The sequence below is a fragment of the Mucilaginibacter sp. GW821-FHT07G05 genome (assembly GCF_059418565.1).
On the sequence record NZ_JBWKQC010000008.1, the window covers coordinates 72705 to 97440 of the forward strand.

The window sequence follows — 24736 nt, forward strand, 5'->3', positions numbered from 1 at the left end:
TATGGAAATTTTAAAGAAACCCTTACTTACTGAAAAAGTAGCTCAATTAACTGAGAAGCTTAACCGTTATGCTTTCAAAGTTGACCACAGAGCCAACAAAATTCAGATCAAGGCAGCAATTGAACAAATGTATGGTGTAAACATAAAAGCTGTTAACACCATGAAGTACATCGGAAAACTGAAAACCCGCAACACTAAGGCAGGTGCCGTACAAGGCCGCTCTGCAACTTACAAAAAAGCGATCATTACGTTGAAAGATGGTGAAACAATAGATTTTTATAGCACTATATAAAAAGAGAGATGGCAGTAAAAAGATTTAAACCAGTTACCCCGGGTACCCGCTTCAGAGTAGGTGCTGATTATTCGGACGTAACAACCAACGTGCCTGAAAAGTCACTGGTTGTATCGCACAAAAGATCAGGCGGTCGTAACCATAGTGGTAAGATGACCATGCGCTACTTAGGTGGTGGTCACAAACAGTCATACAGATTAATCGACTTTAAACGCAATAAGTTTGACATACCTGCAAAGGTTGCAACTATTGAATATGATCCAAACCGTTCAGCACGTATCGCATTATTGTTTTACGTTGATGGCGAAAAAAGGTACATGATAGCACCGGAAGGCCTAACAGTTGGTCAAACCGTACTTTCAAGCGCTACTGCAGCCCCAGAGGTTGGTAACACTTTACCTTTGAAAAACATACCATTGGGTTCAATTATTCACAATATTGAATTAAACCCTGGTCAGGGTGGTACTATCGCACGTAGTGCAGGTACTTACGCACAGCTTTCAGCACGTGATGGCAAATACGCCATTATCAAATTGCCTTCAGGCGAAACACGTATGATACTGTCAACCTGCCTTGCAACCATTGGTTCTGTTTCAAATGCAGAGAAAGCAAATGAGGTATTAGGTAAAGCCGGCCGTAAACGCTGGTTGGGCAGAAGGCCAAGAGTTCGTGGTGTTGCCATGAACCCGGTAGATCACCCTATGGGTGGTGGTGAAGGCCGTTCATCAGGTGGTCACCCACGCTCTCGCAAAGGTTTATTAGCTAAAGGCTACAAAACCCGCGACAAAAAGAAAACATCGGATCGCTACATCATTGAAAGAAGGAAGAAATAATGGCTCGTTCAATTAAAAAAGGACCTTATATTGATCATAACCTGGAAAGAAAAGTTCTTACCTTGAATGATACAAACAAAAAATCAGTTGTAAAAACATGGTCACGTCGTTCCATGATCTCTCCTGATTTCGTTGGTCACACATTTGCAGTACACAACGGTAATAAATTTATACCTGTGTACGTAACAGAAAACATGGTTGGTCATAAGCTGGGAGAGTTTGCCCCAACCCGTACATTCCGCGGTCACGCAGAGAAGAAAAAATAATTAGCAATGGAAGCAACAACAAAAATTAAAAAGTCTGTACTGATTGCACAGCGCAAAACTGAGAAAAAAGCTCAGCTAGGCGGCGCTTCTGTTGCTAAGTTACAGAACTGCCCAACATCACCACGCAAGATGCGTTTGGTGGTTGACCTGATACGCGGTGAGAATGTATTTGCAGCTTTAAACATATTAAAGTTTACAAATAAAGAAGCTGCTATCCGTGTTGAGAAATTACTGGTATCAGCAATTACCAACTGGGAAGCTAAAAACGAAGGCAAAAAAGCCGAAGATGCTGGTTTATTCGTTAAAGAAGTATCAGTAGGCGGTGGTCGTCAGTTAAAAAGATTACGCCCTGCTCCGCAAGGAAGAGGATACCGTATCCGTAAACGCTCAAACCACGTAACCCTTATTGTGGATAGTAAAAACGAAAACAATTAATTTGAAATGGGACAGAAAGCACATCCAATAGGTAACAGATTAGGAATCATCAGAGGTTGGGATTCTAATTGGTTCGGTGGCAACAACTACTCCGACAAATTAGTTGAAGACGAAAAAATCCGCAAATACTTATCAGCACGTATCAATAAAGGTGGTGTATCAAAAGTAGTTATCGAGCGTACTTTAAAACGTATCACTGTAACTATCCACACTGCCCGTCCGGGTATCGTAATTGGTAAAGGCGGCCAGGAAGTTGACAAGATCAAAGAAGAGTTGAAAAAACTTACTAAAAAAGAAGTTCAGATCAACATTTTCGAAATCAAACGTCCTGAGCTTGACGCGCAATTAGTAGCTGAAGGCATAGCAAAACAATTAGAAGCTCGTATATCTTTCCGTAGAGCCATGAAAACTACCATCGCAGCAACCATGAGAATGGGTGCCGAAGGTATCAAAGTAATGACTTCAGGCCGTTTAGGCGGCGCGGAGATGGCCCGTTCTGAACAATACAAAGAAGGCAGAATACCTTTGCACACTTTCCGTGCTGATATTGACTATGCATTGGCTGAAGCTTTAACTACTTATGGTAAAATAGGTGTTAAAGTATGGATTTGCAAAGGCGAAGTATACGGAAAACGCGATTTATCACCTAACATTGGTGGCACCAGCAGCAGCAGCGGCAAAGGTGGCCGTCCTGAAGGTAACGCAGGCTTTGGCGGTCGTGGCAATGAGCGCGGCGGCGAAAGAGGCGGTGAGCGTCGCGATAACAGAGGTGGCGGAAACAATCGTGGCCCGGGTGGAAACAACCGTGGTCCGGGTGGACAAAATCGTGGTGGCCAAGGTGGTCAGAATCGTGGTGGACAGGGTGGTGGAAACCGCCCGGGTGGACCAGGTAGAAGATAATTATTAACAAAGTCGAGACAGACATCGTTTAGATATAAAAGCTTAAAAAAATGCTACAGCCAAAAAGAACGAAGTTCAGAAAGATGCAAAAAGGCAGAATGAAAGGTTTAGCCACCCGTGGTGCTGAACTTTCATTTGGATCTTTCGGTATAAAATCACTCGAGGCGGCATGGATCACCAGCCGTCAGATCGAGGCAGCCCGTATCGCTGTAACACGTTTTATGAAACGTGAAGGACAGGTATGGATCAGGATATTTCCTGACAAGCCTGTAACTAAAAAACCTGCAGAGGTACGTATGGGTAAAGGTAAAGGTGCCCCTGAATACTGGGTAGCGGTAGTACGCCCCGGAAGGATCATCTTTGAAGCAGAAGGTGTGCCTTTAGAAGTAGCTAAAGAAGCACTACGCCTTGCAGCGCAAAAATTACCTGTACAAACGAGATTTATAGTACGTAGAGATTACGTAGAGGCATAAATAAAGAGGTTGAAAGGTTGTAAATGTTGAAAGGTTGTAATGTTAAATTACACCTGCCATTTGAAAAGACAGGCAACATTAAACATTACAACTTTGCAACATTACAACGAATAACAAACAAAGAAAATGAAGAACTCAGAAATTTTAGAGCTTTCGACCGAAGAATTGGTTGCGAAGATCGGTGAGGAGAAAACCAATCTTACCAAACTGAAATTTGCTCATGCGGTATCGGCTATTGAAAACCCAACCCGTATCACTAAAGTGCGTAAGGACATCGCTCGTTTAAATACTGAAATAACAAAGCGTAAAGCGGCGTCAGCTTCAGATAAAAATTAATTTTTTAAACGTCGAAAAAATGGAAAGAAATTTAAGAAAAACACGTACCGGTCTGGTAGTTAGCAATAAGATGGAAAAATCTATTGTTGTAGCTGTGGAGCGGAAGGTGAAGCACCCGATCTATGGTAAGTTCGTAAAGAAAACTACCAAATTTATGGCTCATGACGAAACTAATACCTGTGGTATTGGCGATACCGTATTAATTATGGAAACCCGCCCGCTGAGCAAAAGTAAGAACTGGAGATTAGTTGAAATTTTAGAAAGGGCTAAATAAGATGGTACAACAGGAATCAAGATTAAATGTAGCCGATAACAGCGGAGCTAAAGAAGTTTTAGTTATCCGTGTGTTAGGTGGTACAGGTAAAAGATACGCCTCGATAGGTGACAAAATTGTTGTTACCGTAAAAAGCGCGATACCTTCAGGTAACGTTAAAAAAGGCACCGTATCTAAAGCCGTAGTGGTTAGAACTAAAAAAGAGATCCGTCGTAAAGATGGTTCATATATCCGTTTCGACGACAACGCAGCTGTTTTGTTAAATAACCAGGATGAGCCAAGAGGTACACGTATCTTCGGCCCGGTTGCAAGAGAACTGCGTGAGAAACAATTTATGAAAATTGTATCATTAGCACCGGAGGTATTGTAACATGGCATATAAAAAGAAAGTAGAAACCGGCAAGATTAAGCTTCGTAAAGGAGATCTTGTTAAGGTTATTGCCGGTGATTCAAAAGGATCACAAGGTAAAATAGTTGAAGTGATCACAGCAACTAACAGGGCTGTAGTTGAAGGTGCCAACTTGGTATCAAAACATACAAAACCTAATGCTGCTAACCCTAATGGTGGTATAGTTAAGCAAGAAGCTGCTATCCATATCTCAAACTTAGCACTGGTTGATCCTAAAACAGGTAACCCAACCCGCGTTGGCCGCAAATTAAGCGATGCCGGCAAATTAGTAAGGGTAGCAAAAAAATCAGGGGAGGAAATTAAGTAATGACTTACGTACCAAGATTAAAATCAAAATATAAGGACGAAATTCGCACCGCGCTGAAAGATAAATTTCAGTACAAAAGCGTAATGCAGGTTCCTAAGCTTGAAAAAATTGCAATCAACCAGGGTGTTGGTGGTGCTACTACCGATAAAAAACTTATCGAGAACACAATCACCGAGTTAACAACCATTACCGGTCAGCAAGCGGTTTCTTCAAAATCTAAAAAAGATATCTCAAACTTCAAATTGCGTAAAAACATGCCGGTAGGCGTACGTGTAACTTTACGTGACAATACAATGTATGAGTTTCTTGACCGTTTAATCGCTGTTGCTTTGCCACGTATCCGTGACTTCAAAGGTATCAACGATAAAGGTTTTGATGGCCGAGGTAACTACACATTAGGTATCACTGAGCAAATTATCTTCCCTGAGATCAATATTGACAAGATCAATAAAATTCAAGGTATGGATATTACCTTTGTAACCTCAGCTACCAACGATGTTGAAGCTTTGGAATTGCTTAAACAATTTGGATTACCATTTAAAAATCAAAATACTAATGGCTAAAGAAGGTGTAAAAGCACGTGAAGTAAAACGTGCTAAGTTAGTAGCTAAATATGCTGAAAAAAGAGCTGCTTTGAAAGAAGCTGGTGATTATATCGCTCTTGATAAATTACCTAAAGCAGCATCACCGGTAAAATTGCACAACCGTTGCAAGCTAACCGGCCGCCCTCGTGGTTATATGCGCCAGTTTGGCATTTCACGTGTAACATTCCGTGAAATGGCATTAGCAGGCCAGATACCGGGAGTTAAAAAAGCAAGCTGGTAATACAAAAAGCAGGTACCGAATTGCCGGTTGCAGGTTGAGAATTAAATTCTTACCTTTGCGGCCGGCAATTCGCAACATATACCTGCGCTTGCCGATTAATGAATTTTTTAACCGATGGAAGGTCGTCGCTGTGAAGCAGAAGGAAACCACCATCATAAACAACAATAATGAATACAGATCCAATCGCAGATTATCTTACAAGAGTAAGGAATGCTATTAAAGCCAACCATAGGGTTGTTGAAATTCCTGCATCAAATCTGAAGAAGGAAATCACGAAAGTGCTTTTCGACAAAGGTTACATTGCTAATTACAAGTTTGAAGAAGTTGGTGTACAAGGCACTATTAAAGTAGCTTTGAAATACCACCCTATCACTAAAATTCCTGCAATCCGCAGCATTTCACGTATTAGTAAACCAGGTTTGAGGAAATACGCAGGCACGGCTAACATGCCAAGGGTATTAAATGGTTTAGGTATCGCCATCCTGTCAACTTCTAAAGGTGTAATGACCGATAAAGAAGCCCGTCAGTTAAATGTTGGTGGTGAAGTTTTATGCTACGTTTATTAATAGGAGGAATTTAAGCAATGTCAAGAATAGGAAAAGCACCTATAGCATTAGCCTCAGGCGTAACAGTTACCGTATCAGCAGATAACGTAGTAACTGTAAAAGGCCCCAAAGGTGAATTGCATCAAGCTGTTGATAGGGATATCACGGTAGAGCAAGAAGAAGGAAACTTATTAGTTAAACGCCCTTCTGATCAAAAACGTCATAAAGCGCTGCACGGTTTATACCGCTCGCTTTTAAACAACATGGTTGTTGGTGTAACTGAAGGCTACAAAGTTCAGCAAGAGCTTGTAGGTGTTGGTTACCGTGCAACTAATACAGGTAATACTTTAGATTTAGTGTTGGGTTTCTCTCACCACTATGTATTTGAATTACCACAAGAAATTAAAGTTACAACTACTGCTGAAAAGGGTAAAAACCCAACTATCATTCTGGAGTCTATCGACAAACAGTTGATCGGTCAGGTAGCTGCGAAAATACGTTCGTTACGTGCCCCTGAACCATACAAAGGTAAAGGTATTAAATTTGTTGGCGAAGTGTTAAGAAGAAAAGCAGGTAAATCAGCATCTAAAAAATAATCGTCATGGCAGGTAAATTATCAAGAAGAGACAGAATTAAAAGAGGAATCAGAAAACGTATTTCAGGTTCTTCAGAGCGTCCGCGCTTGTCAGTATACAGGAGCAACAAAGGTATTTACGCTCAGATCATTGACGATGTAACCGGTAAAACTATAGTATCAGCTTCATCTTTATCAAAAGATTTCACAGCAGCAGAAGGCACTAAATCAGATCAATCAGTAGCCGTAGGCAAACTGGTAGCTGAAAAAGCAATCGCGGCTGGCATCAAAGATGTAGTTTTCGATAGAAATGGTTATTTGTACCATGGCCGTGTTAAATCACTGGCTGAAGGTGCACGTGAAGGTGGTTTAAACTTTTAATCGAAACAAGAGATGTCAACAATCAACATAAAAAGAGTAAAAACAAGCGAGATCGAATTAAAAGACCGCTTGGTAAGCATACAACGTGTTGCCAAAGTAACTAAAGGTGGTCGTACTTTCAGCTTTTCTGCCATTGTGGTAGTAGGTGATGAAAACGGCGTAGTTGGTTACGGTTTAGGTAAAGCAAAAGAGGTTACCGAGGCTATTGCCAAAGGTATTGATGATGCTAAAAAGAACCTGGTAAAGGTTCCGATTATCAACAACACTATACCTCACGAGCAAATCGGTAAATTTTCAGGTGGTTTCGTATTCTTGAAACCGGCTGCAAACGGTACCGGTGTAATTGCAGGTGGTGCGATGCGTGCTGTATTAGAGTCGGCAGGTGTACACAACGTACTTGCAAAATCAAAAGGTTCATCAAACCCGCACAACGTGGTTAAAGCAACTGTATCAGCATTAGCGCAAATGCGTGATGCCTTTACAGTAGCTCAGCACCGTGGTGTAGATTTAGGTAAAGTATTTAACGGATAATCATCATGGCAAAAGTCAAAATAACCCTGATTAAAAGCGTGATCGATAGAAGTGAGCGCCAGAAAAAGACAGTGCAGGCACTGGGCTTAAGAAAAATAAACCATAGCGTGGAAGTTGAAGCTACTCCGGCTATCATCGGTATGGTAAGAAAAGTTAATCATTTGGTAGCAATAGAAAGCATTTAATATTATGAATTTAAGTAATCTTAAACCTGCTGAAGGTTCTACCAAAAGCAGAAAAAGAATTGGCCGTGGTACAGGTTCAGGCCGTGGCGGTACTTCAACACGCGGTCACAAAGGTGCCGGTTCACGTTCAGGTCACAGCACTAAAGTTGGTTTTGAAGGTGGTCAGATGCCGTTACAACGCCGTGTACCAAAGGTAGGTTTCAAAAATCCTAACCGTATTGAGTACGTAGGTGTAAACCTTGATGTGCTTCAAAAATTAACCGAGCAATATTCAATTGCCGTAGTTGATTTTGATACATTGAAAGAGCATGGCCTGGCTTCAAAAAACGACCTTGTTAAAATATTAGGCCGTGGCGAACTTACAGCCAAGTTAGACGTTAAAGCTCATGCATTTACTGCTACTGCGCAAAAAGCAATTGAAGCAGCTGGTGGTACCATCGTTAAGTTGTAAATTTCAATGAAGAAATTATTCACTACATTATCCAATATCTGGAAAATTGAAGATTTAAGAGTGCGTATTATTAACACACTCTTATTTCTTTTAATATATCGTATAGGCTCATTCGTGGTTCTGCCGGGTGTAGATCCGGCATCGCTTAACAGCCAAAATGCTAAAGAGGGATTACTTGGGTTGCTGAATATGTTTGCAGGAGGTTCGTTTTCACGTTCCTCTATTTTTGCATTAGGTGTAATGCCTTACATATCGGCGTCTATCGTAGTGCAACTATTAGGTATTGCTGTACCTTACTTTGCTAAAATGCAAAAAGAAGGCGAAAGCGGCCGTAACAAAATCAATCAGTGGACCCGTTATTTGACAGTTGCTATCACCATAGCACAGTCAATAGCCTACTCACGTGCACAAATTACACCTGAAGCTAAACTGATAGGCGAACCATTGTTCACTATTTTAAGTACTTTCGTACTTACCGCAGGTACTTTATTTGTAATGTGGCTGGGTGAAAAAATTACGGATAAAGGTATCGGTAACGGTGTATCACTCATCATTATGGTGGGTATCATCGCGCAGTTACCGGGTGCATTTGTTACCGAGTTTCAAACGCGCACAAGCGGCAGTGGTGGTTTAATTACCTTCATTGTTGAAATTGTAGCATTGATACTGGTAGTAATGTTTACTATACTTATAGTACAGGGTACGCGCAAAATTGCCGTACAATATGCTAAACGTATGGTGGGCAACAAGCAATACGGTGGTGTACGTCAGTACATTCCGTTAAAGGTAAACGCTGCAGGTGTAATGCCGATCATCTTCGCCCAGGCGCTGATGTTTATTCCGGCTACTATCCCTCAGTTTGTGCCAAGCCTGGCTACTAACAGTGTGCTGATGTCATTATCAAACTACAACTCATGGGCACATAACGTGCTGTTTGCAGTGCTGATCATCCTGTTCACTTACTTCTATACTGCCATTACGGTTAATCCAACCCAAATGTCAGACGATATGAAGAAGAACGGCGGATTTATACCAGGCGTTAAACCGGGTAAAACTACTGCAGATTATATTGATGATGTAATTTCAAAGATCACCCTTCCAGGTTCAATCTTCCTGGCTATTATCGCTATCATACCTGCCCTGGCAAGTGTTGTAGGTGTAAACAGCCTGTTCGCAAGATTCTTTGGAGGTACATCACTGATTATATTAGTGGGTGTGGTACTTGATACCTTACAGCAGATTGAAAGCCACTTATTGATGCGTCATTACGATGGCTTAATGAAAACAGGTAGAATTAAAGGCCGTTCAGCCGTTCCGGCTGCCACAGGCACTGTTCCACCGGCTATCTAATTATCGATGTCTAAGATCCATTACAAGTCGGCAGAGGAGATTGAACTGATCAGGGAAAGTGCCCTGTTAGTATCCAAAACGCTTGCAGAGGTAGCCAAAGTAATTGGACCGGGTGTAACAACCATAAAACTAAATGAGCTTGCCGAAACCTTTATAAGGGACAACGGCGGCGTACCGGCATTTTTGAATTATCATGGATTCCCCTATTCGTTATGCATTTCGCCTAACGATCAGGTGGTCCATGGTTTTCCAGGTAAAAAAGAACTAGTTGACGGCGACCTTATATCGGTTGACTGCGGTGTGATACTGAATAAGTATTACGGCGATTCGGCCTTTACTTTCGCTATAGGCGAGGTTGACGAAACTACCAGGACTTTGATGCGTGTTACCCGTGAATGCCTTGATAAAGGGATTGAGAAAGCCGTAGCAGGTTTACGCGTAGGCGATATAGCCAGCGCGGTACAGGAGCATGCTGAACAGTATAAATTCGGTGTGGTGAAAGAACTGGTTGGTCACGGTGTAGGCTTACAGCTGCATGAAAAACCCGAAGTGCCTAACTACGGTAAACGCGGCTCAGGCATTAAGCTTGAAGAAGGTATGGTGATAGCTATTGAACCGATGATCAATGCCGGCCGTGCCGGGGTTAAGTTTTGGGACGATGGCTGGACAGTATCAACTGTTGATGGCAAACCATCAGCGCATTACGAGCATACCGTTGCGGTAAAAAAGGGAAAAGCAGACATCTTATCAACGTTTTCATACATTGATGATGTTTTAAAAGAAAAAAATAATAATTAAAAAAATTTTATTAATTTTGCGTCCCGCTTTTAAGGCTGGATAATTAAGTAATAATCAACAAAATATGGCGAAACAATCTTCGATTGAGCAGGACGGTACAATTAGGGAGGCATTGTCAAATGCAATGTTCAGGGTTGAACTGGAAAACGGCCACGAGATTATTGCACACATATCTGGTAAAATGCGTATGCACTACATCAAAATTCTTCCTGGCGACAGGGTGAAACTGGAGATGAGCCCATACGATTTAACCAAGGGCAGAATAACTTATAGATACAAATAAAATAAAGCGATGAAAGTTAGAGCATCCATTAAAAAACGCAGTGCTGATTGCAAGATCATCCGCCGCAACGGGAAACTTTATGTGATCAACAAAAAGAACCCCAAATTTAAACAACGCCAGGGCTAAGAACAATTAGTGAAGGATTGAAGAATTGAATGAGTGAATTCAATGTTCATGAATTCAACAAATCAACAAATAAAAAAATATGGCAAGGATTTCAGGTATTGATTTACCAAAAAATAAAAGAGGAGAGATCGGACTTACTTACATTTTCGGTATCGGCCGTACTACAGCTCAAAGCATTTTGACTGAGGCAGGTATTGATTTTAACATTAAAGTACAGGATTGGACCGATGAGCAGTTAAGCGCTATCCGTGGTATCATTAACGACCGTTTAAAGGTTGAAGGTGCACTGCGTTCAGAAGTACAGCTTAACATTAAGCGTTTAATGGATATTGGTTGCTACCGCGGCACCCGTCATCGCAAGGGCTTACCATTACGTGGTCAGCGCACTAAAAACAACTCACGTACCCGTAAAGGAAAACGTAAAACAGTTGCTAACAAGAAAAAAGCTACTAAGTAATAACTGATTGGCAGGTTAACGCCTGCCAGGACTATAAAATTATAAAACAGCTCAACGGGTCCGGGTTATAGCATTGATCCAGTAATTCGTTAGCTCAATAATTAAAAAAATGGCTAAAACTAAAAAAGTTACCAAAAAACGTATCGTAATTGTTGAGCCGGTTGGCGAAGCACACATCAACGCTACTTTTAACAACATCATTTTAACCCTTACCAACAAAAACGGACAGGCTATTTCATGGTCATCTGCCGGTAAAATGGGTTTCAAAGGTTCAAAAAAGAACACTCCTTACGCTGCTTCACAAGCTGCTGCCGATTGCGGTAAAGTTGCTTATGATTTAGGCTTGCGTAAAGTAGAGGTATTTGTTAAAGGCCCGGGTTCAGGTCGTGAGTCGGCTATCCGTACTTTACAAACAACCGGTATCGAGGTAACTACCATTAAAGATATCACCCCGCTTCCGCACAACGGATGTCGTCCTTCAAAAAGAAGAAGAGTTTAATTAATTCGATTTTTAAAGCTAAGATTCAGCAGCTACAGGCTGCCTGATACTTTAAACAACAAACAAAAATGGCAAGATACACAGGACCAAAGTCCAAAATTGCACGTCGTTTCCGCGAGCCGATCTTCGGTCCGGATAAAGCACTGGAAAGAAAAAATTACCCACCGGGTATGCATGGCGCCTCTAAAAGAAGAGGAAAACAATCTGAGTACTCTACTCAATTGCAAGAGAAACAAAAAGTTAAATACACTTACGGTGTATTAGAGCGTCAGTTCGAAAACTTGTTTCACCGTGCATCAGCAAAAGAAGGTATCACCGGCGAAAACTTGCTTAAATTTTTAGAAGCTCGTTTAGATAACGCGGTATATCGTTTAGGCATCGCTCCAACCCGTTCAGCTGCCCGTCAGTTGGTAGGTCACAAACACATCACTGTCAATGGTGAAGTGGTAAACATCGCTTCTTACGCTTTAAAAGCTGGTGATGTAGTTGCCGTACGCGAAAAATCAAAATCTCTTGAGGCTATTACTACTTCTGTAGCAGGCCGCAGGATCAATAAATATAGCTGGTTAGAATGGGATGCTAACACCTTAACAGGTAAATTCCTAACCTATCCAAATCGTGATGAGATCCCTGAAAACATCAAGGAAAACCTGATCGTCGAGTTGTACTCTAAATAAGTAATGATACTTATCCACATAATGGTTGGTTTATTAAACCAATCATTTTTGTGGTTTAAATCAATTCAATTAAAAACAATAAACAAAGGATATAAATGGCAATTTTAGCATTTCAAAAACCAGACAAGGTTATCATGCAAAAATCAACTGATTTTGATGGCACGTTTGAATTCCGTCCGTTAGAACCAGGCTTCGGTGTAACCATTGGTAATGCTCTGCGTCGTATCTTACTTTCTTCGTTAGAAGGTTTTGCTATTACTTCTGTTCGTTTTTCAGGAGTTACGCATGAATTTTCAACGATCAAAGGCGTTGTTGAAGACGTTACCGAAATCATTTTGAACTTAAAACAAGTTCGTTTCAAAAAGACAGGTGAATCAGGCGACAACGAAAAAGTATTTGTTATCATCAACGGTCAGGATACTTTCAAAGCCGGTGATATCACTAAATTCTCAAATAACTTTACTGTTTTAAATCCTGATTTGGTTTTGGCCAATATGGATTCATCAGTTACACTTGAAGTTGAATTAACCGTTGCCAAAGGCCGTGGTTACATTTCAAACGAAGAAAACAAGAACCCTGATGCCAACATAGGCGTGATCGCTATCGATTCGATCTTCACCCCTATCAAAAACGTAAAATACACTATCGAGAACTATCGTGTTGAGCAAAAAACCGACTACGAGAAACTGGTACTTGATATTGCTACTGATGGCTCGATCCATCCGGAAGATGCATTAAAAGAAGCGGCTAAGATCCTTATCCAACACTTTATGCTATTCTCTGATGAGAACATGATGCTTGAAGCACAAGCTAAAGAAGAAACCAAAGAGGTTGACGAAGAGATTCTGCACATGCGCAAGATCCTAAAAACTGAACTGGTTGATCTTGATCTTTCTGTTCGTGCATTAAATTGCCTTAAAGCTGCCGATATCCGCAGCCTTGCAGACCTGGTTTCTTATGATGTAGCTGATATGTTAAAGTTCAGAAACTTCGGTAAAAAATCATTAACTGAAATTCAGGACCTGGTTAAATCAAAAGGCCTGTCATTCGGTATGAACCTGTCTAAATTTAAATTAGACGAAGAATAATCAACAGAAATAAAGAGCAAAGAGTCAGGAATCAGGACTTCTGTCTTGCATCCTGGCTCTTTATTCTTAAATCAAATAAATTTAACCCGGCATAATTCCGAGGGCTTGACGGTAACGCCGCCCAACGGTATGCACGTGCCATAACAACAAAAAACAATGAGACACGGAAAAAAAGTAAATCACTTAGGCCGTACCAACAGTCACCGCAAGGCGATGTTAAGTAACATGGCTACTTCGCTTATTTTACACAAGCGTATTACAACTACTTTAGCTAAAGCGAAAGCTTTACGCGTTTATGTAGAGCCTTTGATAACAAAATCAAAAAGCGATACTACACACTCACGTCGTACAGTATTCAGCTATCTTAAAGATAAAGATGCTGTTTCTATCCTGTTCCGCGAAGTAGCTGAAAAAGTAGCTAACCGTCCGGGTGGCTACACACGTATCATCAAACTGGAAAACCGTTTAGGTGATAACGCTGAAGTTGCAATAATTGAATTAGTAGATTATAACACTGTTTACGGTGCTGATGCTGCTCCTGCTGCTAAGAAAACAACACGTCGTCGTGGTGGTTCTGGTAAAGCTAAAGCTGCTGACGCTGCTCCTGCTGAAGAAGCAGTAGTAGTTGAAGAAACTCCAAAAGCAGTTTCTACTGAAGAAACTCCTGCCGCTGAAACACCAGCTGCAACTGATAAAGAAGAAAACGCTGAAAAAGGTGAGTAATCTTTAAAAGAGATCAATACGAAAAACGCCCCGCTTATTTAAGTGGGGCGTTTTTCGTTTATGGCAGTTTCTTGGATTAACAGCCACTTGCATTTTCAATTGCGTGAGGTATGCCATAACATTTTCTCCGTTTCGCGTTAGGGGTAGTAGCGGATACCGGCCATTGCGCATAAGGCCTGTAGGCGTATGAGCGAATAACCCGGGCCGAAGGTAACGCCCTGATAATGGATATATAATAAATTCGCCCCTGTTGAATTCGCAGAACTTTTCCTCTTATTAGTGTAATTACTCCCTGTAAGGGCTGTAAGGAAAAATGTATAATTGCACTTTGAAGGTAAAATGACGATTGCCCACACCCACTCTCCACTGTCATGCTGAGGAACGAAGCATCTATCGCAGATAAGCATAGCGAAGAAGATTCTTTAAACGTTCAGAATAACAGTTTTTTTAATACGTAAAGAGTAGGTACGAAGCAATCTCTACTTAGGCTGTGCCGATGCTATATTAACGACAGTCTGCTCTTGGGCGCAGTGCCCCATTACTTTTGAGGGCAAAAGTAACAAAACCCTTGTCCAGCAAAAGGCTTCTTTGCCGCACAAGGCCTTCCTTGCAAACCGTGCAGAACTTTGGGCTGGAACTTTTGCTCCGACACTCATTTCCTCCCCACATGCAACAAGTTCCTATGCCCGCCTTTGCGCTCGTGGCCTCCGCAGCTCTGCCCGTTTTCGCCCGAAGCTGTTTGCTGACGGGAAACGAATCATAAGAAATATAAAGCATCCTTTCATAGGGGAGAGGGGAGCTAAACCACCAGGTGCAGTAGATTGCTGAAAGTTATTAGATAAGGCTTTTACCTCCTTCTGATAAGCTAACATTATTTAACTCCCATTACACACTTATAGCGTCAATTACAACAATGGCCCCTAAAACCCAAATGCTTCGTTCTTCAGCATGACAGGGAGAGGGGGAGTCATCGTCATTTTACCTCCAACGTCAAAAAGGATTAAATTCTCTCAATGACACATTTTACGCTATGAATAAGACTTGCCATAACAAACGCCATTTCTGACAACCTGTCATTTCACTATACACCTTTTCTGCAAAAATATCCCTGCCAAATGCCATTATAAAGCAGTATTACTGCCATTTGTCAATTGGCACAAGCATTGATAAATAGCAGTGGTAAATACAATTAAATAAGAAAAAACAATCATATGTCTAAAATCATTGGAATCGACTTAGGGACAACAAACTCGTGCGTAGCAGTAATGGAGGGTAACGAACCTGTAGTTATTGCCAACAGCGAGGGTAAACGCACTACGCCATCAGTAGTTGCATTTGTTGACAACGGCGAACGTAAAGTGGGTGACCCGGCAAAACGTCAGGCGATCACCAATCCTACAAAAACTATTTATTCTATTAAACGCTTCATGGGTAACCAGTTTAACGAGGTTACTAAAGAAGCTTCACGTGTACCATACAAAGTTGTGGGTGAAAACAACACACCACGCGTTGAAATTGGCGACCGTAAATATACTCCGCAAGAAATTTCGGCTATGGTGCTTCAAAAAATGAAGAAAACTGCTGAAGATTTCCTGGGTCATGAAGTTACAGAAGCGGTTATTACCGTGCCTGCTTACTTTAACGATGCACAACGCCAGGCTACTAAAGAAGCCGGTGAAATTGCAGGCTTAAAAGTACGCCGTATCATCAACGAGCCTACTGCTGCTGCCCTTGCTTACGGCTTGGATAAAGCACACAAGGATATGAAAATCGCGGTATTTGACTGCGGTGGTGGTACGCATGACGTATCGATACTTGAGTTAGGTGATGGCGTGTTTGAAGTAAAATCAACCGATGGTGATACTCACTTAGGTGGTGACGACTTTGACCAGGTAATTATTGACTGGTTAGCTGATGAATTCAAAAGCGACGAAGGTATTGATCTGCGTAAAGACCCTATGGCTTTACAACGCTTAAAAGAGGCTTCTGAAAAAGCTAAAATTGAGCTTTCAAGCACTGCGCAAACTGAAATTAACTTACCATACATTACCGCTGTTGACGGTTTGCCTAAGCACTTGGTTAAAACTTTAACTCGTGCTAAATTTGAGCAATTGGCAGATAGCCTGATCAAACGTACTATCGATCCTTGCCGTTCTGCATTGAAAAACGCAGGTTTAAGCACTTCTGATATCGACGAAGTTATTTTGGTAGGTGGTTCAACCCGTATCCCTGCAATTCAGGAAGCTGTACAATCATTCTTCGGTAAAGCGCCTTCAAAAGGTGTTAACCCTGATGAGGTTGTTGCTATTGGTGCCGCTATACAAGGTGGTGTATTAACAGGTGAAGTTAAAGATGTATTGTTACTTGACGTTACCCCGCTTTCATTAGGTATTGAAACTATGGGTGGTGTAATGACCAAACTGATCGAAGCTAACACTACTATCCCTACTAAAAAATCGGAAACTTTCTCAACCGCGTCTGATAGCCAGCCATCAGTTGAGATCCACATATTACAAGGTGAGCGCCCAATGGCTGCTGCCAACCGTACTATTGGCCGTTTCCACTTAGATGGTATTCCACCTGCACCGCGTGGTGTGCCGCAAGTTGAGGTAACTTTTGATATTGATGCCAACGGTATATTGCATGTATCTGCAAAAGATAAAGCAACCGGTAAAGAGCAAAAGATCCGTATCGAAGCTTCTTCAGGTTTAACTGATGCCGAGATCAAGAAAATGAAAGACGAAGCAGAAGCAAATGCTGAATCGGACAAAAAAGCAAGAGAAGAAGTTGAAAAACTGAATGCTGCTGATGCCCTGATCTTCTCTACAGAAAAACAACTGAAAGAGTATGGCGATAAAATTCCTGCTGACAAGAAAGCCCCAATTGAAGAAGGCTTAACTAAATTGAAAGCAGCATACGAATCTAAGAACTTGGCCGATATTGAAGTGGCTCAAAACGAATTGAACACTGCATGGACTTCAGCTTCTGAAGATATGTACAAAGCTTCGGCAGAAGCAGGTCAACAACCGGGTGCTGATGCCGGTGCCCCTGGTGCACAAGCAGGCAATGCTGATGGCGTTACCGATGTTGATTATGAAGAGGTAAAATAATATAACTCATCATATAAAAACGGCCCGACTGAGTGATCAGTCAGGCCGTTTTGCGTTTGGGAGGAATTACGTGCTATATTTGAAAAATAGTCTTATGAGCGAAACTGATAATATTATTGAAATAGGCATCGACAGTGTCGGTCAATTATTTATTAAACCCGAGAAAGAAAACTTCACTTTGATTTGGCGGAGTGCGACTGAAGTGCATTGGGATATTAACAACAAATATTTATACTCACCAAAGCCCAAAGAATGGTCATATTTGGATTGGTATAAACACATAACCAGCGTTGTTAAAGACGAATATTCGTGCACATTGAAAATAACTGACGTAACCCGGTGGGTTGATATTACCGTAGAGCTTAAAGCTGCAATTTTGGATATTAATAATTAAAGATGATTACTTGCGTTCATTTGCAACTGGCAGTGTGAGAATATTAAATTATAAGTCCGTCATGCCGAATTTATCTCAACATCTCATTAGAAAAGTATCAAATAAGCAAATTGTTTCCCTTGCTCGTGAGATGCTGAAACAAGTTCAGCATGACTTTTATGGCCTTCCCAACACTTGTGCTTACAAACGAGCGCAAGATCAATACCCAGCCCCTACCGCCGGCATATTATCCAAACATTTGGCAAAATACCTATCCCAGCTTACTTGCTGTACTCGGTTTTGCATGTGGTTGGTGTCTGCTTCGTAGTCGATATTGAGTTGGCGGTATTTGGCATCAATACGGTTAAATATATTGGCGACAACAATGCTGTAATCTCTGCCGAAACGGGTCTGGCTGAATGTCCGCAATACTTCCTGCTGTTGGAGATAGGCTATAATGTAATGGCCTTGTTCGTGCTTTAATACTTCGGGTAACATATCGTTGGTTATTTTGCTGCGGTTGAGCCACGATAGCCCTTTATTCATTACCATTTGCACATTAAAATTGAGCTTGAACACACCGTTTAAGCGGCGAACCTGGTAATTATAACTGATGCTGCAATTGGTATAAGCTACGGCACCGTAATTAGTTATTTTGGGACTACCCTGAAAATCGGCCGCGGTGAGTATGCGGTAGCCCTGGGCAAATGATATTGAGGAAAGCGACAGCAGCAATACGCTTGCAGCTATCGCTTTTTTAATGGTAGAAAGCATACATCAAAAAGTTAGTTTTTACTTTTTGACGTCATCCTGTTTTAAAAGGTTTAATGCCATAGTTTCTTTCAGTGTCCGTTCCATTCCTTCAACCGAGCCATCAAGGAAGATCACGTTGCCTTTAGAGTTCTCGGAGAAGTGCTTGATCGACTCTGTCCACATGGTGAAAAGGATCACCGAGGTATCCATATTGGCATGCTGCATTTCTTTGGCGGCTACCGTCATACCTTTGGCCACTTCCTCGCGGAATAGCGCGATACCTTGTCCGCGCAGTTGAGCAGCCTGGCGTTCGGCTTCGGCAGATATTTTGATGGCGTTACCTTCGGCCTCGGCGGCTTTGGTTTTGGTGATGAGTAAAGCCTGACCTTCGTTCTCGGCAGCGGCTTTAAGATTGTTGGAAGCCACTACCTGGCTCATCGATTTCATGATCACATCATCAAAAGTAATATCGTTTAATTGCAAATCTTGCAGGTGATACCCCCAGCTCTCCAATATATTATCCAACTGTTCTTTTACATGCTCTACAATATCGCGGCGCAGTATCAGTACGTCTGCCTGGCGTTTGGTGGCCACAAACGCACGAATAGAGCCCTCAACGGTACGCACCAGCGCCTGCATCAGGTTACGTTCATCCACAAACTTAAAGGCCACGTTTTTAATGGTCTCTTCATTTTGATCAAGTACCGAATAAAGCAGCATGGCCTTAAAGTATACATTGGCCTGATCAAAAGTTACTGCCTGAAATTCCAGCTCAACCGAGCGGTTCTGGATAGAGATTCGCGAGTAGATCATTTCAATCAGCGGAACCTTAAAATTAAGGCCTGGTGTAAGTATCCGGCGATACTTCCCGAATACTGTTACTACAGCTATGGTACCCTGCTTTACAGTTACAAACGAGCTGAACAAAATAATAATTAAAACAAAAACTACTATTGAAATGCTTATAGTTGACGCCATGATTAATAATTGATTACGGAATAAATATAAATTAATTATTGGTGTATAATTTGTTTTTTAACAATGTAAATCTAAAATCAATGAACTTAAAACGTACTTTCGGCACTGTACTCACCATATTGGGCATCATCGGACTTATTTATACCGGCCTGGGTGTGATACAAAAAAGCTCAGCCTACACCACCTTAATAGTAGTAGGCATAATCGCTATCATTTTCTTTTTTACAGGCGTTGGCCTTGTGCGCAACACCAAAGACGAAGCCTAACCCGCGGGTGTAATAATCCCGGAGTCGCTGATGTTGAGGCCGGCTTCGGGGATATCAGTAGCGTTGAGCATTTTTATGCGCTTTACTACACGGTTAGCAGTATCTACACGTAAACCACCCGGCATTGATTGCCGGGTTGAAATGATACGGCCGCTCAAAAACTCTCCACTTTTGTTGATATAAATTTTAAGAAGGGGTGCAATGCCGCAAACGCCTGTAGTATTCACACCTTTATAGGTACAAAAATTACCCAGGCTATACGCTATAAAACGGTTATTGTATTTCTCCATAGCCCTTGTAAGGTGCGGGCCATGGCCCAAAACCACATCAGCACCGGCATCAATGGCGTTGTGGGCAAACAAGCGAACATCGCCACGGCGTTCGCCTTTGTAAGATTCAGGTCCGGGAGGCAAGTGTTCATGATCGGTTCCTTCTCCACCGCCATGAAACGATACGATCACTATATCAACCCGCTGCTTTAATTCGCTGATGATCGCGGCTGCTTTGGCATGATCGAGCAGTGATACCGTTGGCGCGTTTGGCGAAAAGGCGCAAAAGCCATAAGTAACCCCATTTATTTTAAATATGGTGGAAGGATATTTGTGCAGTCCGGCATATTTTATGCCTACCGAATCGAGCATTTTTACGGTACTCTTTTGCCCGGCAAGGCCAAAATCGCCTACGTGGTTATTGGCAATGCTCAACACATCAAAGCCTGCATCCTTCAAAATACCGGCATAATGCCGCGGCATCCGGAACAAATAGGCTTTACTTACCTGGTGCAGTTTATAATAGGCAGCCGCGCCGGTATCCAAGAGTACACCTTCGAGATTGCCGAAGGTGACATCGGCACTGCGTAACTCATCGGCCACAGCCTTAAAACTGTTCTTGCCGCTATCCGGCGGTAAAGTATGCTTATCGGGATATGATGTACCAAGCATAATATCGCCAACGGCGGCAATACATATAGAATCGGCCCCGTGCTTAACCACTGTTTTGGTGGCAGTATCGTTTTGAAGAACATTCGCGGAATCGGGCTTTTGCCCCTGTTCGCTATTGAAGCGACAGGCCGAAAATAACAGGGTGATCAGTAAAAGGTTCAGGTACTGTTTCATAGTCAAAAAAAAATCCTTTCGTTATAACGAAAGGATTCAAATATTAATTCAAAGATATAAAAATCTTATTGGCTGTCATCTTCTTCTTCGTTTTCCAGCTGATCTTTGTATGATGCCAGCAAACGGCCGCCTTTATAAAAGTAGCGGTTGTAATAGTTATCATCAAGGCTTGATATGGCAACACCCTTTGATGAAGCGTGCGCGAACCTGCCGTTGCCCAAATACACACCTACGTGTGATATGCTGCGGCTGTGTATTTTAAAGAAAACCAAATCGCCTTCTTTCAACTCATCTTTACTAACAGGATTAACCATGCTGAAAATATCGCGTGAGCTGCGTTTGATGCTCAGGTTAAAAACCTTGCTGTACATCTCTTTGGTAAAGGCCGAACAATCGATGCCCCTGCGCGAAGTTCCGCCGAAACGATACGGAGTACCGATCCAATCATGAACAAATTCAAAAAGTTTTAAGTTTGAGGTGGCCGATAAAGCTACACCCATTATTTGAGAGAGGTATGTTTTAGCTAAACTTTCCTGATCATCTGCCGCATTATCAGTAGCCGCCGTGGCTGGCTTTGTTTGTGCACTTGCACTTAGCACGCTGATAATTAGTGCAATAGCAATAGTAATTTTCTTCATTTAATCCTTACCTTGTTGTTAATAGGGGTTCAACAGATTGTTTATTAAACTATACAGTGTGTCTATTGTTGAATACAAAGCTATCCAAACATTTTAAAATTGCAAATTTATGGCACACTTTTTTTAAATTAATGTAATTTTTGCAGCCTGCATTACGTACCCGGATAATTGTAAGTAACATTTGTAATGTATTTTCATAATTTAAAGTATATAGTTAGATTTGCGCTTCTGTTAACACAAAACTGGTTCTTTTAAAATATAATGAGTTCAATCGAAATAAATAAAGACACCTACCTGATGTGGTACGAGTCGATGATGCTAATGCGTAAGTTCGAGGAGAAAACCGGACAATTATACGGACAACAAAAAATAAGGGGCTTTTGCCACTTATATATTGGGCAGGAGGCTGTTTTGGCCGGTGCCATGTCGGTATTACGTCATGAGGATAGTATGATCACCGCGTACCGCGATCACGCTCATGCCCTTGCAAAAGGCACAACCCCTAAAGCCATTATGGCCGAAATGTATGGTAAAGCTACCGGCTGTTCAAAAGGCAAAGGTGGTTCAATGCACATGTTTGATAAGGAAAACCATTTTTACGGTGGTCACGGTATTGTAGGCGGTCAAATTCCGCTGGGTGCCGGTATCGCTTTCGCCGAAAAATTTAAAGGTACCGAGTTTTTAAACGTTGCCTACATGGGCGATGGCGCCGTACGCCAGGGCGCGCTTAACGAAACCTTTAACATGGCTGCCCTTTGGAAACTGCCTGTTATTTTCGTTTGCGAAAACAATGGTTACGCCATGGGTACTTCAGTAGCACGTACTACAATTCAACCTGATATATATAAATTAGGCTTACCATACGGTATACCATCATCTGCTGTTGACGGTATGGATCCGGTAGCTGTACACAACGCTATGGACGAAGCCGCGCAACGCGCACGTGCAGGTGAAGGCCCAACCTTCCTTGAAATGCGTACTTACCGCTACAAAGGTCACTCGATGTCTGATCCGCAAAAATACCGTACTAAAGAGGAGCTTGAAAGCTACAAAGCCAAAGACCCTATTGAGGTGGTAAAACAAACCATATTAAAAGAAGGTTATGCTGATGAGAAATGGATTGAGGAAATTGATGCCAAAATAAAAAACACTGTTGATGAAGCGGTAAAATTTGCTGAAGAGTCACCTTGGCCTGAGGCATCAGAACTATACACTGATGTTTACGTGCAAAAAGATTATCCTTACATTTTAGACTAACCCATTATATACATCTGAATTAATATGGCTGAAGTAGTTAAAATGCCTAAAATGAGCGATACCATGACCGAAGGGGTATTGGCTAAATGGCATAAAAAAGTTGGCGACAAGGTAAAATCAGGCGATGTAATTGCCGAAGTGGAAACCGACAAAGCCACAATGGATTTCGAATCATTCCAGGATGGTACTTTATTGTATATTGGAGTTGAGGAAGGTAAAGCTGTTCCGGTTGATGCTGTAATTGCCGTTTTAGGTAAGGATGGCGAAGACTATAAAGCCGCTTTAGAAGGCGAAGGAAGCGCACCTGCTGCCGAAACCAAAGAAGAAAAACCTGCCGCCGAAGAAAAACCGACCGAAGATAAAAAACATGCGCCGGTTGCTCAAAAAGTTGATACTTCAAGCATCCCGGCTGCTGTAATACGCATGCCATTATTGAGCGACACCATGACAGAAGGTGTGATCAATAAATGGAACTTTAAAGTAGGCGATAAAGTAAAGGCCGACGATTCACTGGCCGATGTGGAAACCGACAAGGCTACCATGGAGGTTGTGGGTTATGAAGAAGGCACATTATTATACATTGGCGTAAAAGAAGGTGAAGCTGCTCCTGTTAATGGCATTATTGCCATTGTAGGTAAAGAAGGTACCGATATTACCCCATTATTACAGGATGGCGGCGACGCTCCTGCTGCTGAAACTGCAACAGAAGAAACTGCTCCTGAAGCTAAAGAAAGCGCTCCGCAGGCAACTGCTCAAGCCGGTGGTTCATCTGATGATGACAGCCGTGTAAAAGCATCTCCACTGGCACGTAAAATAGCTAAAGATAAAGGCATCAACCTTAACGATGTAAAAGGCAGCGCAGAAGGCGGCCGTATTGTTAAGAAAGATATTGAAGGCTTTACCCCTTCTACCAAAGAAGTACAGGAAGCCGCTGCAAGCAAACCTGCAGAAGCGCCTGCTAAAGAAGCAGCCAAAGGTGGCCAAACCATCTCAATCCCTGCTTACGTTGGCGAAGAGAAATACACCGAGAAACCGGTTACTCAAATGCGTAAGGTTATTGCCAAACGCTTATCTGAGAGCTTGTTCACCGCGCCTCACTTCTACGTAACTATGTCAATTGATATGGATGCTGCTATTGTGGCCCGTAACAAAATGAACGAAGTTGCACCGGTTAAGATCTCTTTCAACGATTTAGTGCTTAAAGCTACTGCTAAAGCATTGAAACAACACCCGGTTATCAATTCATCATGGTTGGGCGATAAAATTCGCTTTAACGAGCATGTGAACATTGGTGTAGCCGTTGCGGTTGACGAAGGTTTATTAGTACCGGTTGTACGTTTTGCCGATGGTAAATCATTAAGCCACATATCTGCCGAGGTAAAAGAATTTGCCAAGAAAGCGAAAGATAAAAAACTGCAACCATCTGACTGGGAAGGTTCAACTTTCACTATCTCTAACTTAGGTATGTTCGGCGTTGACGAGTTTACCGCCATCATTAACACTCCTGATTCATGTATATTGGCAGTTAGCGGTATACAGGCAGTACCGGTAGTTAAAAATGGCGCGGTAGTACCGGGCAACATCATGAAAGTTACCCTGAGTGCAGATCACCGTACTGTTGACGGCGCATCAGCAGCAGCATTCCTGCAAACGTTAAAATCATTCCTTGAAGAACCGGTTAGGTTACTGATCTAATCAACCAAGAATTAGCATATTGAAAAGCGATGAGTTCAGGCTCATCGCTTTTTTTGTTTTGTGGAGATTTGATGGTGGGGACATGTTGTTGATGACGATATGTTGTTGATTTAACCGCAGAGTGCGCAGAGGTTTTCACGGAGTTACGCGGAGGCTTTGAGTGTAGGAGGTGAAAGAGAGTTGGCTATGTGAATAACTTTGGCATTTGTTTATTTTAACCACAGAGTGCGCGGAGATTTTCACGGAGTTAAACGGAGGTTTTGAGGATTTTAGAGAGAAAGAGGATTAGTTATACGATACCTTTGACAACTTTTAAAAAGTTGTCAAGGGTTGCCTATCCAACACCATGCAAACGCACAACCTCTTAATAACCGACGAAAATGCGGCATCGTAAGGAACGGGTAGCACAAGCCCTGCCTAAGCACAACCCAAGCATAGTTCCTTGCGCAGCCGCGACTTTTTTCTTTGGTTACTTTCTTTTTTGAGAGAAAAAAGAAAGTAACATCCACTAACGATAATAATAGCAGAAACAT

General features: G+C 42.0%; 36 protein-coding genes. 32 read left to right on the forward strand and 4 right to left on the reverse strand.

The genetic code is table 11. The annotated features are described in order from the left end of the window. Nucleotide 1: 1 nt before the first annotated feature. The 29 genes from rplW (at nt 2) to AC07NA_RS19365 (ending at nt 17522) form a co-directional block, all read left to right on the forward strand. On the forward strand, nt 2-292 hold the full coding sequence (gene rplW, locus AC07NA_RS19225; protein ID WP_345212864.1) for a 50S ribosomal protein L23: 291 nt from the start codon (nt 2-4) through the stop codon (nt 290-292). A gap of 8 nt (nt 293-300) precedes the next feature. Beyond that, nucleotides 301-1125: a 50S ribosomal protein L2 gene (gene rplB / locus AC07NA_RS19230; RefSeq protein ID WP_345212863.1), complete on the forward strand. Its 825-nt coding sequence runs from the start codon at nt 301-303 to the stop codon at nt 1123-1125. Continuing rightward, on the forward strand, nt 1125-1391 hold the full coding sequence (gene rpsS / locus AC07NA_RS19235) for a 30S ribosomal protein S19 (protein WP_078347776.1): 267 nt from the start codon (nt 1125-1127) through the stop codon (nt 1389-1391). Before rplB ends, rpsS begins: the two co-directional genes overlap by 1 nt. 6 nt (nt 1392-1397) lie before the next feature. Beyond that, nucleotides 1398-1826 (forward strand): 50S ribosomal protein L22, encoded by a 429-nt coding sequence (rplV, locus tag AC07NA_RS19240; RefSeq protein WP_494899164.1) that lies wholly within the window; start codon nt 1398-1400, stop codon nt 1824-1826. A gap of 6 nt (nt 1827-1832) precedes the next feature. Next, nucleotides 1833-2726 carry a 30S ribosomal protein S3 gene (gene rpsC / locus AC07NA_RS19245; protein ID WP_345212861.1) on the forward strand — a complete coding sequence of 298 codons (894 nt, stop codon included), beginning with the start codon at nt 1833-1835 and terminating at the stop codon, nt 2724-2726. Nucleotides 2727-2776: 50 nt separating this feature from the next. Beyond that, nucleotides 2777-3199, forward strand: a complete 423-nt coding sequence (rplP, locus tag AC07NA_RS19250) for a 50S ribosomal protein L16 (RefSeq protein ID WP_345212860.1) — start codon at nt 2777-2779, stop codon at nt 3197-3199. A gap of 126 nt (nt 3200-3325) precedes the next feature. Then, on the forward strand, nt 3326-3535 hold the full coding sequence (gene rpmC / locus AC07NA_RS19255; protein WP_345212859.1) for a 50S ribosomal protein L29: 210 nt from the start codon (nt 3326-3328) through the stop codon (nt 3533-3535). 19 nt (nt 3536-3554) lie between these two features. Then, entirely contained in the window at nt 3555-3809 is a 255-nt protein-coding gene (gene rpsQ, locus AC07NA_RS19260; RefSeq protein WP_345212858.1) for a 30S ribosomal protein S17, read from the forward strand. A gap of 1 nt (nt 3810) precedes the next feature. Continuing rightward, on the forward strand, nt 3811-4179 hold the full coding sequence (rplN, locus tag AC07NA_RS19265; protein ID WP_067059744.1) for a 50S ribosomal protein L14: 369 nt from the start codon (nt 3811-3813) through the stop codon (nt 4177-4179). Nucleotide 4180: 1 nt separating this feature from the next. Further along, the gene (rplX, locus tag AC07NA_RS19270) at nt 4181-4525 is read left to right on the forward strand and encodes a 50S ribosomal protein L24 (protein ID WP_345212857.1); all 345 of its coding nucleotides are present in this window, start codon (nt 4181-4183) and stop codon (nt 4523-4525) included. Beyond that, nucleotides 4525-5088 (forward strand): 50S ribosomal protein L5, encoded by a 564-nt coding sequence (gene rplE / locus AC07NA_RS19275; RefSeq protein WP_345212856.1) that lies wholly within the window; start codon nt 4525-4527, stop codon nt 5086-5088. The genes rplX and rplE overlap by 1 nt, the downstream gene beginning before the upstream one ends. After that, entirely contained in the window at nt 5081-5350 is a 270-nt protein-coding gene (gene rpsN, locus AC07NA_RS19280) for a 30S ribosomal protein S14 (protein WP_345212855.1), read from the forward strand. Before rplE ends, rpsN begins: the two co-directional genes overlap by 8 nt. Nucleotides 5351-5517: 167 nt before the next feature. Continuing rightward, the gene (rpsH, locus tag AC07NA_RS19285; protein WP_425562992.1) at nt 5518-5916 is read left to right on the forward strand and encodes a 30S ribosomal protein S8; all 399 of its coding nucleotides are present in this window, start codon (nt 5518-5520) and stop codon (nt 5914-5916) included. A gap of 17 nt (nt 5917-5933) precedes the next feature. Further along, nucleotides 5934-6491, forward strand: a complete 558-nt coding sequence (gene rplF / locus AC07NA_RS19290; protein WP_345212854.1) for a 50S ribosomal protein L6 — start codon at nt 5934-5936, stop codon at nt 6489-6491. A gap of 5 nt (nt 6492-6496) precedes the next feature. Further along, the gene (rplR, locus tag AC07NA_RS19295) at nt 6497-6850 is read left to right on the forward strand and encodes a 50S ribosomal protein L18 (protein ID WP_345212853.1); all 354 of its coding nucleotides are present in this window, start codon (nt 6497-6499) and stop codon (nt 6848-6850) included. A 12-nt stretch (nt 6851-6862) separates the two neighbouring features. Beyond that, complete coding sequence (gene rpsE / locus AC07NA_RS19300; protein WP_345212852.1) at nt 6863-7381, forward strand: 30S ribosomal protein S5; 519 nt, start codon at nt 6863-6865, stop codon at nt 7379-7381. Between the two features lie 5 nt (nt 7382-7386). Then, nucleotides 7387-7566 (forward strand): 50S ribosomal protein L30, encoded by a 180-nt coding sequence (gene rpmD / locus AC07NA_RS19305; protein ID WP_345212851.1) that lies wholly within the window; start codon nt 7387-7389, stop codon nt 7564-7566. A 4-nt stretch (nt 7567-7570) separates the two neighbouring features. Next, nucleotides 7571-8017 carry a 50S ribosomal protein L15 gene (gene rplO / locus AC07NA_RS19310; RefSeq protein WP_345212850.1) on the forward strand — a complete coding sequence of 149 codons (447 nt, stop codon included), beginning with the start codon at nt 7571-7573 and terminating at the stop codon, nt 8015-8017. Nucleotides 8018-8023: 6 nt separating this feature from the next. Beyond that, on the forward strand, nt 8024-9367 hold the full coding sequence (secY, locus tag AC07NA_RS19315; RefSeq protein ID WP_345212849.1) for a preprotein translocase subunit SecY: 1344 nt from the start codon (nt 8024-8026) through the stop codon (nt 9365-9367). Nucleotides 9368-9373: 6 nt separating this feature from the next. Further along, nucleotides 9374-10165 carry a type I methionyl aminopeptidase gene (gene map / locus AC07NA_RS19320; protein ID WP_494899165.1) on the forward strand — a complete coding sequence of 264 codons (792 nt, stop codon included), beginning with the start codon at nt 9374-9376 and terminating at the stop codon, nt 10163-10165. 64 nt (nt 10166-10229) lie between these two features. Next, nucleotides 10230-10448: a translation initiation factor IF-1 gene (gene infA / locus AC07NA_RS19325; protein ID WP_022833270.1), complete on the forward strand. Its 219-nt coding sequence runs from the start codon at nt 10230-10232 to the stop codon at nt 10446-10448. A gap of 9 nt (nt 10449-10457) precedes the next feature. Continuing rightward, on the forward strand, nt 10458-10574 hold the full coding sequence (ykgO, locus tag AC07NA_RS19330) for a type B 50S ribosomal protein L36 (protein ID WP_022833269.1): 117 nt from the start codon (nt 10458-10460) through the stop codon (nt 10572-10574). A gap of 79 nt (nt 10575-10653) precedes the next feature. Further along, nucleotides 10654-11031 carry a 30S ribosomal protein S13 gene (gene rpsM, locus AC07NA_RS19335; RefSeq protein WP_345212847.1) on the forward strand — a complete coding sequence of 126 codons (378 nt, stop codon included), beginning with the start codon at nt 10654-10656 and terminating at the stop codon, nt 11029-11031. A 109-nt stretch (nt 11032-11140) separates the two neighbouring features. Next, nucleotides 11141-11530: a 30S ribosomal protein S11 gene (gene rpsK, locus AC07NA_RS19340; RefSeq protein ID WP_345212846.1), complete on the forward strand. Its 390-nt coding sequence runs from the start codon at nt 11141-11143 to the stop codon at nt 11528-11530. Between the two features lie 68 nt (nt 11531-11598). Next, nucleotides 11599-12207, forward strand: coding sequence for a 30S ribosomal protein S4 (gene rpsD / locus AC07NA_RS19345; RefSeq protein WP_345212845.1), 609 nt, complete (start codon nt 11599-11601; stop codon nt 12205-12207). A gap of 95 nt (nt 12208-12302) precedes the next feature. After that, nucleotides 12303-13295 (forward strand): DNA-directed RNA polymerase subunit alpha, encoded by a 993-nt coding sequence (locus tag AC07NA_RS19350; protein ID WP_345212844.1) that lies wholly within the window; start codon nt 12303-12305, stop codon nt 13293-13295. 156 nt (nt 13296-13451) lie between these two features. Then, nucleotides 13452-14018, forward strand: a complete 567-nt coding sequence (rplQ, locus tag AC07NA_RS19355; protein ID WP_494899166.1) for a 50S ribosomal protein L17 — start codon at nt 13452-13454, stop codon at nt 14016-14018. Nucleotides 14019-15229: 1211 nt separating this feature from the next. Then, a complete protein-coding gene (dnaK, locus tag AC07NA_RS19360) occupies nt 15230-17128 on the forward strand; it encodes a molecular chaperone DnaK (RefSeq protein WP_494899167.1) in 1899 nt (632 codons plus the stop codon). A gap of 94 nt (nt 17129-17222) precedes the next feature. Beyond that, the gene (locus AC07NA_RS19365; RefSeq protein WP_494899168.1) at nt 17223-17522 is read left to right on the forward strand and encodes a hypothetical protein; all 300 of its coding nucleotides are present in this window, start codon (nt 17223-17225) and stop codon (nt 17520-17522) included. A 198-nt stretch (nt 17523-17720) separates the two neighbouring features. On the opposite strand, the gene AC07NA_RS19370 is transcribed toward AC07NA_RS19365, so the two are convergent. Both AC07NA_RS19370 and AC07NA_RS19375 read right to left on the reverse strand, forming a co-directional pair. Further along, nucleotides 17721-18275, reverse strand: coding sequence for a DUF922 domain-containing protein (locus AC07NA_RS19370; protein ID WP_494899169.1), 555 nt, complete (start codon nt 18273-18275; stop codon nt 17721-17723). 18 nt (nt 18276-18293) lie between these two features. Further along, nucleotides 18294-19232, reverse strand: coding sequence for an SPFH domain-containing protein (locus tag AC07NA_RS19375; RefSeq protein WP_494899170.1), 939 nt, complete (start codon nt 19230-19232; stop codon nt 18294-18296). Between the two features lie 80 nt (nt 19233-19312). Between AC07NA_RS19375 and AC07NA_RS19380 the strand changes: the two genes are divergently transcribed. Next, nucleotides 19313-19498 (forward strand): hypothetical protein, encoded by a 186-nt coding sequence (locus AC07NA_RS19380; RefSeq protein WP_494899171.1) that lies wholly within the window; start codon nt 19313-19315, stop codon nt 19496-19498. On the opposite strand, the gene AC07NA_RS19385 is transcribed toward AC07NA_RS19380, so the two are convergent. Continuing rightward, on the reverse strand, nt 19495-20613 hold the full coding sequence (locus AC07NA_RS19385) for a CapA family protein (protein ID WP_494899172.1): 1119 nt from the start codon (nt 20611-20613) through the stop codon (nt 19495-19497). The two genes, AC07NA_RS19380 and AC07NA_RS19385, sit on opposite strands and share 4 nt — an antisense overlap. Before the next feature lie 65 nt (nt 20614-20678). Further along, the gene (locus AC07NA_RS19390) at nt 20679-21251 is read right to left on the reverse strand and encodes a C40 family peptidase (RefSeq protein ID WP_345212837.1); all 573 of its coding nucleotides are present in this window, start codon (nt 21249-21251) and stop codon (nt 20679-20681) included. A gap of 261 nt (nt 21252-21512) precedes the next feature. On the opposite strand from AC07NA_RS19390, the gene pdhA reads away from it, so the two are divergent. Together pdhA and AC07NA_RS19400 are read left to right on the forward strand one after the other, a co-directional pair. Then, nucleotides 21513-22508 carry a pyruvate dehydrogenase (acetyl-transferring) E1 component subunit alpha gene (gene pdhA / locus AC07NA_RS19395; protein ID WP_345212836.1) on the forward strand — a complete coding sequence of 332 codons (996 nt, stop codon included), beginning with the start codon at nt 21513-21515 and terminating at the stop codon, nt 22506-22508. Between the two features lie 24 nt (nt 22509-22532). Then, nucleotides 22533-24203: a dihydrolipoamide acetyltransferase family protein gene (locus AC07NA_RS19400; RefSeq protein ID WP_494899173.1), complete on the forward strand. Its 1671-nt coding sequence runs from the start codon at nt 22533-22535 to the stop codon at nt 24201-24203. The last annotated feature ends 533 nt before the right edge of the window (nt 24204-24736 follow it).

Bases quoted from the DNA above. Each gene is read 5' to 3' on its own strand.
- rplW (WP_345212864.1), top strand. From the start codon at position 2: ATGGAAATTTTAAAGAAACCCTTACTTACTGAAAAAGTAGCTCAATTA.
- rplB (WP_345212863.1), top strand. From the start codon at position 301: ATGGCAGTAAAAAGATTTAAACCAGTTACCCCGGGTACCCGCTTCAGA.
- rpsS (WP_078347776.1), top strand. From the start codon at position 1,125: ATGGCTCGTTCAATTAAAAAAGGACCTTATATTGATCATAACCTGGAA.
- rplV (WP_494899164.1), top strand. From the start codon at position 1,398: ATGGAAGCAACAACAAAAATTAAAAAGTCTGTACTGATTGCACAGCGC.
- rpsC (WP_345212861.1), top strand. From the start codon at position 1,833: ATGGGACAGAAAGCACATCCAATAGGTAACAGATTAGGAATCATCAGA.
- rplP (WP_345212860.1), top strand. From the start codon at position 2,777: ATGCTACAGCCAAAAAGAACGAAGTTCAGAAAGATGCAAAAAGGCAGA.
- rpmC (WP_345212859.1), top strand. From the start codon at position 3,326: ATGAAGAACTCAGAAATTTTAGAGCTTTCGACCGAAGAATTGGTTGCG.
- rpsQ (WP_345212858.1), top strand. From the start codon at position 3,555: ATGGAAAGAAATTTAAGAAAAACACGTACCGGTCTGGTAGTTAGCAAT.
- rplN (WP_067059744.1), top strand. From the start codon at position 3,811: ATGGTACAACAGGAATCAAGATTAAATGTAGCCGATAACAGCGGAGCT.
- rplX (WP_345212857.1), top strand. From the start codon at position 4,181: ATGGCATATAAAAAGAAAGTAGAAACCGGCAAGATTAAGCTTCGTAAA.
- rplE (WP_345212856.1), top strand. From the start codon at position 4,525: ATGACTTACGTACCAAGATTAAAATCAAAATATAAGGACGAAATTCGC.
- rpsN (WP_345212855.1), top strand. From the start codon at position 5,081: ATGGCTAAAGAAGGTGTAAAAGCACGTGAAGTAAAACGTGCTAAGTTA.
- rpsH (WP_425562992.1), top strand. From the start codon at position 5,518: ATGAATACAGATCCAATCGCAGATTATCTTACAAGAGTAAGGAATGCT.
- rplF (WP_345212854.1), top strand. From the start codon at position 5,934: ATGTCAAGAATAGGAAAAGCACCTATAGCATTAGCCTCAGGCGTAACA.
- rplR (WP_345212853.1), top strand. From the start codon at position 6,497: ATGGCAGGTAAATTATCAAGAAGAGACAGAATTAAAAGAGGAATCAGA.
- rpsE (WP_345212852.1), top strand. From the start codon at position 6,863: ATGTCAACAATCAACATAAAAAGAGTAAAAACAAGCGAGATCGAATTA.
- rpmD (WP_345212851.1), top strand. From the start codon at position 7,387: ATGGCAAAAGTCAAAATAACCCTGATTAAAAGCGTGATCGATAGAAGT.
- rplO (WP_345212850.1), top strand. From the start codon at position 7,571: ATGAATTTAAGTAATCTTAAACCTGCTGAAGGTTCTACCAAAAGCAGA.
- secY (WP_345212849.1), top strand. From the start codon at position 8,024: ATGAAGAAATTATTCACTACATTATCCAATATCTGGAAAATTGAAGAT.
- map (WP_494899165.1), top strand. From the start codon at position 9,374: ATGTCTAAGATCCATTACAAGTCGGCAGAGGAGATTGAACTGATCAGG.
- infA (WP_022833270.1), top strand. From the start codon at position 10,230: ATGGCGAAACAATCTTCGATTGAGCAGGACGGTACAATTAGGGAGGCA.
- ykgO (WP_022833269.1), top strand. From the start codon at position 10,458: ATGAAAGTTAGAGCATCCATTAAAAAACGCAGTGCTGATTGCAAGATC.
- rpsM (WP_345212847.1), top strand. From the start codon at position 10,654: ATGGCAAGGATTTCAGGTATTGATTTACCAAAAAATAAAAGAGGAGAG.
- rpsK (WP_345212846.1), top strand. From the start codon at position 11,141: ATGGCTAAAACTAAAAAAGTTACCAAAAAACGTATCGTAATTGTTGAG.
- rpsD (WP_345212845.1), top strand. From the start codon at position 11,599: ATGGCAAGATACACAGGACCAAAGTCCAAAATTGCACGTCGTTTCCGC.
- AC07NA_RS19350 (WP_345212844.1), top strand. From the start codon at position 12,303: ATGGCAATTTTAGCATTTCAAAAACCAGACAAGGTTATCATGCAAAAA.
- rplQ (WP_494899166.1), top strand. From the start codon at position 13,452: ATGAGACACGGAAAAAAAGTAAATCACTTAGGCCGTACCAACAGTCAC.
- dnaK (WP_494899167.1), top strand. From the start codon at position 15,230: ATGTCTAAAATCATTGGAATCGACTTAGGGACAACAAACTCGTGCGTA.
- AC07NA_RS19365 (WP_494899168.1), top strand. From the start codon at position 17,223: ATGAGCGAAACTGATAATATTATTGAAATAGGCATCGACAGTGTCGGT.
- AC07NA_RS19370 (WP_494899169.1), bottom strand. From the start codon at position 18,275: ATGCTTTCTACCATTAAAAAAGCGATAGCTGCAAGCGTATTGCTGCTG.
- AC07NA_RS19375 (WP_494899170.1), bottom strand. From the start codon at position 19,232: ATGGCGTCAACTATAAGCATTTCAATAGTAGTTTTTGTTTTAATTATT.
- AC07NA_RS19380 (WP_494899171.1), top strand. From the start codon at position 19,313: ATGAACTTAAAACGTACTTTCGGCACTGTACTCACCATATTGGGCATC.
- AC07NA_RS19385 (WP_494899172.1), bottom strand. From the start codon at position 20,613: ATGAAACAGTACCTGAACCTTTTACTGATCACCCTGTTATTTTCGGCC.
- AC07NA_RS19390 (WP_345212837.1), bottom strand. From the start codon at position 21,251: ATGAAGAAAATTACTATTGCTATTGCACTAATTATCAGCGTGCTAAGT.
- pdhA (WP_345212836.1), top strand. From the start codon at position 21,513: ATGAGTTCAATCGAAATAAATAAAGACACCTACCTGATGTGGTACGAG.
- AC07NA_RS19400 (WP_494899173.1), top strand. From the start codon at position 22,533: ATGGCTGAAGTAGTTAAAATGCCTAAAATGAGCGATACCATGACCGAA.